This is a genomic window from Streptosporangium fragile (assembly GCF_039534445.1).
GTDB classification, from domain to species: domain Bacteria; phylum Actinomycetota; class Actinomycetes; order Streptosporangiales; family Streptosporangiaceae; genus Streptosporangium; species Streptosporangium fragile.
Genome location: NZ_BAAAVI010000056.1, coordinates 42,397 through 49,423 on the forward strand (window position 1 = coordinate 42,397; position 7,027 = coordinate 49,423).

Sequence of the window (7,027 nt, forward strand, 5' to 3'; positions counted from 1 at the left end):
CCGATGTTTGATCCATCGTACGCCAACCACCCTTGACAGCAGACGTATGACGACTTACGTTACATCAAAATTTCGCGCTGATTGAGGGGTGTTTCGTGCGCATCACCCATGTTGAGAGCTATCGGATCTTCCAGCCCGCCACGAAACCGGGCTTCGTCTGGCGTGACGGACTGCTCGGCAGCCCGCCCGACGGCGAGGGCGCCGTGTTGCGCATCTGCACGGACGAGGGCGTCGAAGGTGTGGCGCTCGCGCCCCGGCGGGGCACCGGGCCGCTGCTGGAAGATCTGGTGGAGCGGGTGCTCCGCGCGGAACTGGTCGGCCAGGACCCCCTCCGGCGTGAATGGCTCTGGCACCGCATGTGGGAACTGGACCGCACCGAGGAACTCCCGCTCTACCTCCTCGGCCTGGTGGACGTGGCGCTGTGGGACCTCGCCGGCCGGCACACGGGGCTGCCGGTCTGGGAGCTGCTCGGCGGGTACCGGACGTCGATCCCCGCCTACGCGTCGACCGTCACCTACTCCTCGATCCAGGAGTACCTCGACATCGCCGACCAGGCGCTCGAACTCGGCTATCCGGCGATCAAGCTGCACGCCTGGGGCGACGCCCGCAGGGACGCCAGACTCTCGCTAGCCCTGCGTGAGCACGTGGGCGACGACGTCCCGCTGATGTTCGACGGCTCGGCCGGATTCGACCTGCCCGACGCCGTCTACCTCGGGCACGCGCTCGCAGACGCCGGATACCTCTGGTACGAGGAGCCGATGCGGGAGTTCAGCGTCACCGCCTACAAGCGCCTCGCCGACGCGGTGACCGTGCCGCTGCTGGTCGCCGAGACCTCCGACGGGGCGCACATGAACTCGGCGGACTTCATCCACGCCGGCGCCGCGACCTTCGGCGTCCGGGCCGGCACCCAGCTTCGGGGAGGCTTCACCGGTTCCATGCGCACGGCCCACCTGGCCGACGCCTACCGGTTGCGGGCGGAGGTGCACGGGCCGGAGATCCCCAACCGGCACCTCTGCATGGCGATCTCCAACACCACGTACTACGAGTCACTGGTGTTCGGCAATCCGATCACACGGGAGAGCGGGATCGACGACAGGGGGCTCCTGCACGCTCCGACCGGGCCCGGCGTGGCGCTCCCCGCCGGCCTCGACTACCCCTCCGTCCTCCAGCAGTACGTCGACCAGGACACGGCGGCTCCGAACGCCTAGCCGCGTCCCCCAGAGAGGCCAGCAATGCGCACCAACGATTTCCCATGGCCCCGGCGGGCCGCCTCGGCCGCCGTCATCGCCTGCTCCCTGCTCGCCGCGGCGGCCTGCGGCAGCGCCGACCCCGGCCCGGGGGCCGCGGAGCCCTCGACCGCCGCCGCGTTCAGCCCGGCACCCCAGCAGGCCGGCGGCGAGATCCTCGTCTGGGCGGACGCCACCCGGGTTCCCGCGGTCGAGCAGTACCAGAAGGCGCACCCCGACGTGAAGATCAAGATCGTCACCTACAGCGGGAACGCGAACGGGGCCAACGACCTCCAGACCAAGGTGCAGCTGTTCGACCGCACCGGCAACGGGTGGCCCGACGTCGCCTTCAGCACCACCTTCGGCGACGTGGCGTGGGCCTCCCGGAACGGCGCCCAGGGCAAGCAGCCGTACGCCGCGCCGGTGAACCGGGGAGTGATCGAGCAGTCCGTGCTCGACGGCTTCGCCAAGGGCGCGCTCGACCCGTGCACGGTCGACGGCGACGTCTACTGCGTGCGCAACGACCTGGCGCAGAACGTGCTCTGGTACAACAAGAAACTCATGGACGACTTCGGCTACGAGGTGCCCACGACCTGGGAGGAGTACCAGGCGCTCGGCGAGAAGGTGGCCAAGGAGCACCCGGGCTACCTGGTGGGCACGGCCGGCGACCCGTGGGCGCCGGAGGTCTACTTCTGGGCCAGCCAGTGCCCCGCCAGCACCCTGACCGCCCCCAGGAAGGTCACCGTCGACCTGGGCAGCGACAAGTGCACCCGGATGGCCGGCCTGCTCGACACCCTGATCGCCGCCGGTTCGATCTCCAAGGACAGCGTGTTCGGCGCCGGCTTCATCAAGGAGAAGGCGGACAAGGTCCTGATGCTGCCCGGCCCCTCCTGGTACGGGCAGGTCCTGTTCGCCTCGACGTTCAAGACGCCGAAGAACCAGATCGCCGCGGCCGTCCCCCTGAAGTTCTCCGCCGACCCGACGAACTACACGGGCAACGTCGGGGGCGGGGTGTGGTTCATCAGCTCCCACAGCAAGAACCTCAAGGCGGCCGCCGACCTCGTCACCTGGGTGACGACCTCCAACGACTACCAGGCCACCGCCGGGACCTACCCCGCGTTCAAGCAGGCGGCGACCGCCTGGCTGGCGGGGCAGAAGGAGACCGGTTACTTCGCCGAGGACGTCGCCCCGGCGTTCACCGAGGCCGCCGGGCTGGTGTGGCCCGGCTGGTCGGCCACGCAGTACAGCCAGGAGGCGATCTACGCCTCGACCGTCGTGCCCGCGCTCAACGAGGGCAAGACGATCGCCTCGATGCTGGAGACCTGGGAGACGGCCATCAAGAACAAGGCCTCCTCGCTCGGCTACACCGTGGACTCGCCATGACGGCACCCGCGACCCTCGCCCCCGGGCGCCGCTCCGGCGCCCGGGGGGCGGGGGACCCCTCGCGCCGGATGGGCTACGTCTTCGTCAGCGGTTACGTCGTCCTGCTGCTCGCCTTCGGCGTGCTGCCGACCGTCTACGCCGTGTGGCTGTCGATCTCCAACTCCCGCGGCCAGCTCGTCGGGCTCGGCAACTTCATCCGGACCTTCGCGGACTACCGCTTCCTGTCGGCCTTCGGCCATGTGCTGCTCTACCTCGTGATCTGGCTGGGGACGCTCATGGTGCTCGTCGTCGGCCTCGCCCTGATGCTCCACGGCCGGATGCGCCGGACCAGCGCGGTCATGCGGTTTCTGTACTACGTGCCGGGCGCGCTGGCCGGGGTGGCGAGCGTCCTGCTCTGGCTGATCATGCTGGACCCGGCCGCCAGCCCGGCCGGGTGGCTGCTGCGGGCCTTCGGCTGGGAGACCCTGGCCCAGGTGATCGCTCCGGACCACCTCCCCGTGCTGTTCACGGTCATCGCCTTCTGGACCGGCGCCGGAGGCTGGATCGTGATCATGTACGCGGCGCTCAACAACATCCCGGACGAGGTCCTGGAGGCCGCCCGCATCGACGGGGCCGGCGTCGTGCAGACCGCGCTGCGCATCCAGCTCCCCCTGCTCCGCAAGTGGATCGCCTACATGCTGATCCTCGCGTTCGCGGCCGGGACGCAGCTCTTCGTCGAGCCGCAGCTGGTCTCCACCGTGAGCTGGGGGATGATCTCCGACAGCTGGTCGCCGAACCAGCTCTCCTACCTGTACGCCTTCCAGGCCGGCGACTTCCACGGGGCCGCCGCCCTCGCCGTCAACCTGATGGTGGTGGGCCTCGCCTGCGCGTTGGTCGTGGTCTTCCGCGCGGGGCTCTTCGAGAGGGACTGAAACCATGCGCATCATGGACTCACCCGCGGCGACCGCCCGCCCCCGGGCCGCCCGTCCGGCCGACCGGCCCACGTCGTCCCACCGGCGCGGCGGCGCGGGCGGGGGCGCCCAGCGCGCCCGCGCCGCCGCGGCCCGGCTCCTCTGGACGCTGGTCACCGGGGCGTTCCTGGTCTTCTTCGCGCTTCCCGTGGTGTGGCTGCTCCTGGCCCCCACCAAGACCGACGGCCAGATCATCCGGGACGACCCGTTCTCCTTCGGGTCGCTCGACGGCGTCGTGACCGCCTGGCGCAACCTCTACTCCTTCCAGGACGGTGTGATCGTCAGCTGGCTGGAGAACTCGGCGATCTACGCGTTCGGCGCGCTGCTCATCACGCTGGTCACGAGCATCCCGGCGGGGTACGGCCTGGCCCTCACCCGGTTCGCCGGGCGGCGGTTGCTGCTGACCGTCACGCTGCTGGTGATGATCATGCCGAACGTGGCGCTGGTCCTCCCCCTCTACCTGGAGATGGAGGCCGTGGGCCTGACCGGGACGATCTGGTCGGTCATCCTGCCGTTCTCGTTCTTCCCGTTCGGCGTGTACCTCACCTACATCTACTTCTCCTCCACGATCCCCCAGGACCTGCTGTCGGCGGCCCGTCTCGACGGGTGCTCGGAGTGGCGGGTCTTCACGAGCATCGCGCTCCCGCTGTCCCGGCCGATCGTGGCGCTGGTCGCCTTCTTCAACTTCGTCGGCAACTGGAACAACTTCTTCCTGCCGTTCGTGATGCTCCCCGACAGCGCGCAGTACCCGGCCCAGGTGGGGCTGAACAACCTGCTCACCTCCTCCGCGGTGTTCAACACCTCAAGCGGCGTGGGGAACCAGATCATGCGGCCCGAGCTGGCGCTGGCGACGCTCGTCACCGTCGTCCCCGTCCTGCTGGTCTTCCTGTTCTCCCAGCGGTCCCTGGTCTCCGGCATGCTGGCGGGCGCGACCAAGAACTGACACCCGGGGCTCCGGCGGGCGCGGCCGGAGCCCGCCGGCGGCGACCGCCCGGCCCCGTACGGGGATGGGGAATCCCAAATGTTCGTCGGCGCGGCCCGATTCGCTGGATTTCCCGGCCGCGCGGACGTGTACTGCCAGTAGACGTCTACGGCCGGTAGACGTCTACGGCCGGTAGACGTCTACGGCCGGTAGACGTCTATGGCCGGTAGACGGATCGCACGCGATCGTCGCCGTTCACCGAGGAGCGTCCCATGGCGGAAACGGAGAGCACGACCTGCGCCATCTCCGGCGGCGGCCCCGCCGGGATCATGCTCAGCCTGCTGCTGGCCCGCGCCGGAGTCCAGGTGACCGTCCTGGAGAAACACGGCGACTTCCTGCGCGACTTCCGCGGCGACACCGTGCACCCCTCCACCCTGGAGCTGCTGGACGAGCTGGGCCTGGTGGACGAGCTGGAGAGGATCCCGCACCGCAAGCTGACGAGACTCCGCATGAGCACCCGGTCCCGGACGCTGCTGGAGGGCGACCTCGGCGAGTTCCCGGCCGGCCGGAGATACCGCCACATCGCGATGATCCCGCAGTGGGACTTCCTCACCCTGCTCGTCGGCCACGCCCGCCGCTACCCCACGTTCCGGCTGCTGATGAACGCCGAGGCCCTGGCCCCGATCGAACGGCACGGCGCGGTGCGCGGCGTGCGCTACCGCGACGACACGGGTGAGCACGACCTGCGGGCGGTGCTGACCGTGGCCGCCGACGGCCGCCACTCCGACCTGCGGCGGGCCGCCGGGATGGTCCCCCGCGACCTCGGGGCGCCGATGGACGTGCTGTGGCTGCGCGTCTCCCGCCGCCCGGACGACGACGGGGGGCTGGTGGGCCGCGTCGGCACGGGCGAGATGGCGGCGGCGATCGACCGGGGCGACTACTGGCAGGTGGCGTTCCTCATCCCCAAGGGGTCCTACGCCCAGGTCCGGGAACAGGGGCTGGAGAGCCTCCGGCGGCGGCTGGGCGGGCTGCTGCCGTTCCTGGCGGACCGGGTGGACGAGATCGACGACTGGGAGAAGGTGGCCTTCCTGGAGGTGAGGGTGAACCGGCTCAGGCGCTGGGACCGGCCCGGGTTCCTCGCCATCGGCGACGCCGCCCACGCCATGTCCCCGATCGGCGGGGTCGGGATCAACCTCGCGATCCAGGACGCGGTGGCCACCGCCAACCTGCTGGCCGAGCCGCTCCACCGCGCCCAGGCCGATCCCCGGAGGTTCGACCGGACGCTCAATCCCGAGCTCGTGCGGAGGGTCCAGCGGCGCCGTACCACCCCGACCGCCGGCACCCAGCTGGTGCAGGTGCTGGCCCAGCGCCGGATCATCGGCCGGGCCCTGGGCGGCGCCGCCGAGCCGCGGCTTCCCGCGTTCCTGAACAGCGGACCGGGCCGGCGCCTGATGTCGCGGGCCATGCTGCAGATCCTGATGTACGGCATCCGGCCCGAGCACGTTCACACGCCCGCCCGCGAGACCCCCGCCCCGGCGCCGGCGCGGGGGGCGATGGCCGGGCCTGCGGAGAGAGGCCGTTAACACGGTTTAATGCCGCCGTATCGCACCGATCGTGATCGCGAAACAGCGGTGGGTCAGGGTTGCCGTATGAGCGATGCACATGACGCAGTCCAAGCGCGCCCTCCGCGTCCCCGTACCTCCGTCTCCTGGAAGCACGAGATAGCCGAGCTCGCCGCCCTGTTCGTCGCGGTCGGCCTCGCCCACCTGCTCGCCACACTGCTCGGGCATGACGACCCGGGACCCGTGGTGCTGATCGGCTTAGGAGTGGCGCTCGTCGCCGGCACCGCCGTTCACAAGCGGCTCGCGGCCCGGCGCGCGCAAGGCACGCGCCGGACGGCGGCCTCCCGTAAGAGCAACGTCATCGACGTCGAAGGGCACCGGGACATGAGCCTGTGGCGCATCCGCACCCGCGTGGTGGACCGGCCGGGCCGCCTGGCCGAACTGGCCGGCGCCTTCGCCCGCCTGCGGTGCAACGTCCTCGCCCTGCAGATCGCCGCGACCGGCAGCACCGCCATCTCACCCGCGGGCTGCGACGCCCTCGACGAGTTCGTCATCGAGGCACCCGCGGAACTGACCTCGGAGGACCTGCGATCCGCCGTGGACCGGGCCGGCGGCGCCGACATCATCATCGTGCCGGCCCAGATCAAGGATCTCGTCGACCCCGGCGTCCAGGCCCTCGTCCTCGCCCACCGCGTCGCCGACGACCCCGACCAGCTGCCCCAGGCCATGGCCGAGATGCTGCGCACCACCGAGGTCGAATGGCGGCGCCCCGGTGACACGGTCGACGACACCGGCACCCTCAACACGACCATGGTGGTCTCCGTCCACCCGGAGCGGGCCCTGCTGGTGCGACGCCCCGCCCTGCCGTTCACCCCGCTGGAGGCGGCCAGGGCCTCGGCGCTCGCCGCCACCGCCAGGCACCGGCGGTACGCGGCCGGCGGCGACTGACCGGCGTCCTTCCGGGCCGGGCGGCGGCCCGGGGTG

The 7,027-nt window shown here is 70.9% G+C and carries 6 protein-coding genes; all 6 read left to right on the forward strand.

The genetic code is table 11. The features are described from left to right. Window positions 1-95 precede the first annotated feature (95 nt). The 6 genes from ABD841_RS29805 to ABD841_RS29830 all read left to right on the forward strand — a co-directional run bounded on the left by ABD841_RS29805 (window position 96) and on the right by ABD841_RS29830 (window position 6,991). Window positions 96-1,208 (forward strand): enolase C-terminal domain-like protein, encoded by a 1,113-nt coding sequence (locus tag ABD841_RS29805; protein WP_344978730.1) that lies wholly within the window; start codon window positions 96-98, stop codon window positions 1,206-1,208. 24 nt (window positions 1,209-1,232) lie between these two features. Further along, window positions 1,233-2,609 carry an ABC transporter substrate-binding protein gene (locus tag ABD841_RS29810; protein WP_344978731.1) on the forward strand — a complete coding sequence of 459 codons (1,377 nt, stop codon included), beginning with the start codon at window positions 1,233-1,235 and terminating at the stop codon, window positions 2,607-2,609. Continuing rightward, window positions 2,606-3,520, forward strand: a complete 915-nt coding sequence (locus ABD841_RS29815) for a carbohydrate ABC transporter permease (RefSeq protein ID WP_344978733.1) — start codon at window positions 2,606-2,608, stop codon at window positions 3,518-3,520. The genes ABD841_RS29810 and ABD841_RS29815 overlap by 4 nt, the downstream gene beginning before the upstream one ends. 13 nt (window positions 3,521-3,533) lie before the next feature. Further along, window positions 3,534-4,502 (forward strand): carbohydrate ABC transporter permease, encoded by a 969-nt coding sequence (locus ABD841_RS29820; protein ID WP_344978735.1) that lies wholly within the window; start codon window positions 3,534-3,536, stop codon window positions 4,500-4,502. 251 nt (window positions 4,503-4,753) lie between these two features. Continuing rightward, the gene (locus tag ABD841_RS29825) at window positions 4,754-6,064 is read left to right on the forward strand and encodes an FAD-dependent oxidoreductase (RefSeq protein ID WP_344978737.1); all 1,311 of its coding nucleotides are present in this window, start codon (window positions 4,754-4,756) and stop codon (window positions 6,062-6,064) included. A gap of 66 nt (window positions 6,065-6,130) precedes the next feature. Further along, window positions 6,131-6,991, forward strand: coding sequence for an ACT domain-containing protein (locus tag ABD841_RS29830; protein WP_344978740.1), 861 nt, complete (start codon window positions 6,131-6,133; stop codon window positions 6,989-6,991). The last annotated feature ends 36 nt before the right edge of the window (window positions 6,992-7,027 follow it).

Coding starts and splice junctions, on each gene's coding strand:
- ABD841_RS29810 (WP_344978731.1), top strand. CDS start 1,233: ATGCGCACCAACGATTTCCCATGGCCCCGGCGGGCCGCCTCGGCCGCC.
- ABD841_RS29815 (WP_344978733.1), top strand. CDS start 2,606: ATGACGGCACCCGCGACCCTCGCCCCCGGGCGCCGCTCCGGCGCCCGG.
- ABD841_RS29820 (WP_344978735.1), top strand. CDS start 3,534: ATGGACTCACCCGCGGCGACCGCCCGCCCCCGGGCCGCCCGTCCGGCC.
- ABD841_RS29825 (WP_344978737.1), top strand. CDS start 4,754: ATGGCGGAAACGGAGAGCACGACCTGCGCCATCTCCGGCGGCGGCCCC.
- ABD841_RS29830 (WP_344978740.1), top strand. CDS start 6,131: ATGAGCGATGCACATGACGCAGTCCAAGCGCGCCCTCCGCGTCCCCGT.